The sequence below is a fragment of the Corallococcus carmarthensis genome, from assembly GCF_003611695.1.
GTDB lineage: Bacteria > Myxococcota > Myxococcia > Myxococcales > Myxococcaceae > Corallococcus > Corallococcus carmarthensis.
In genome coordinates, this window is sequence record NZ_RAWE01000445.1 from 1 (window position 1) to 1,553 (window position 1,553).

Below are 1,553 nucleotides of genomic sequence, written 5' to 3' on the forward strand. Positions count from 1 at the left end.
AGGATTGCTTCGGCGCTGCGTGAGCACGGCGCGCAAGGCGAGCGCGTGCTGCTGCTGTACCCGCCGGGGCTGGACTACATCGCGGGCTTCTTCGGCTGTCTGTACGCGGGCGCGGTGGCGGTGCCGGCGTACCCGCCGGACCCGATGCGGCTGGAGCGCACCTTGCCCCGCCTGCGCGCCATCATCCAGGACGCGCGGGCGTCGGTGGTGCTCACCACGTCGGGCATCCTGGGGCTGTCGGACTTCGTCTTCGAGCAGGCGCCGGACTTCCGCGCGCTGCACTGGATGGCGACGGACACGTTGCCGGAAGGCGGCGAGCAGGACTGGGTGGCACCGGAGGGCCTGGGCGCGGAGTCGCTCGCGTTCCTTCAGTACACGTCCGGGAGCACGGGCACGCCCAAGGGCGTGATGCTCACGCACGGCAACCTGCTGCACAACCTGTCGCTCATCCACGGTGCGTTCGGAGCGCGGGCGGACAGCGTGGGCGTCATCTGGCTGCCGCCGTACCACGACATGGGACTCATCGGCGGCATCCTGGAGCCGCTGCACGGAGGGTTCCCGGTGGCGCTGATGTCACCGATGGCGTTCCTCAAGCGGCCCATGGCGTGGCTGGAGGCGGTGTCGCGCTTCGGGGGCACCATCAGCGGCGGGCCCAACTTCGCGTTCGACTTGTGCGTGCGAAAGAGCACGCCGGAGCAGCGGCAGGCGCTGGACTTGAGCCGGTGGGAGGTCGCCTTCTGCGGCGCGGAGCCGATTCGCCCGGAGACGCTGGAGCGCTTCGTGGAGGCGTTCGGTCCGAGCGGCTTCCGGCGCGAGGCGTTCTACCCGTGCTACGGGCTGGCGGAAGGGACGCTCATCGTCTCCGGAGGCGAGAAGTCGGCGCAGCCGGTGTCGGTGACGATTTCGGGCGGTGCGTTGGAGCGGCACCGCGCGGAGGAAATGGGGGCGGTGGAGCCCGGGGCGCGCACGCTGGTGGGGTGTGGCCGGACGCTGGCGGAGCAGCGAATCGCCATCGTGGATCCAGAGACGCTGGAGCGGCGCGCGCCCGGTGAGGTGGGCGAAGTCTGGGTGTCGGGACCGAGCGTGGCCCAGGGGTACTGGGGCCGTGAGGACGCGACGCGGGAGACATTCCAGGCGCGCATCGCTCGGGAGGACGGCGGGCCGTACCTGCGCACGGGGGACCTGGGGTTCCTGCGTCCGGAGGGCGAGCTGTACGTGACCGGGCGGCGCAAGGACCTCATCATCCTGCGGGGCCGCAACCACTACCCGCAGGACCTGGAGGCAACGGTAGAGACGGCGCACCCTATTCTTCGGCCTGGGGGCGTCGCGGTGTTCGCGGTGGAGGTGGGGGGCGAGGAGCGCGCGGTCGTGGTGCAGGAGATCGACGTGCGGCGGTTGGGGGACCTGCGCCAGAAGTTCGAGGTGGCGGACGCGGCGGTGGGGGCCATCCGTCAGCGGCTGGCGGAGTCGCACGAAGTGCAGGCGCACGCGGTGGTGCTCATCGAGCCGGGCAGTCTGCCGAAGACGTCCAGCGGCAAGGTGCAGCGGCACGC

At 71.3% G+C, this 1,553-nt stretch carries 1 protein-coding gene; it reads left to right on the plus strand.

Annotated elements, in window-relative coordinates; genetic code table 11:
• A partial coding sequence (locus tag D7X32_RS44335; protein ID WP_147450533.1) for a fatty acyl-AMP ligase occupies positions 1-1,553 on the plus strand: 1,553 nt, incomplete at both ends.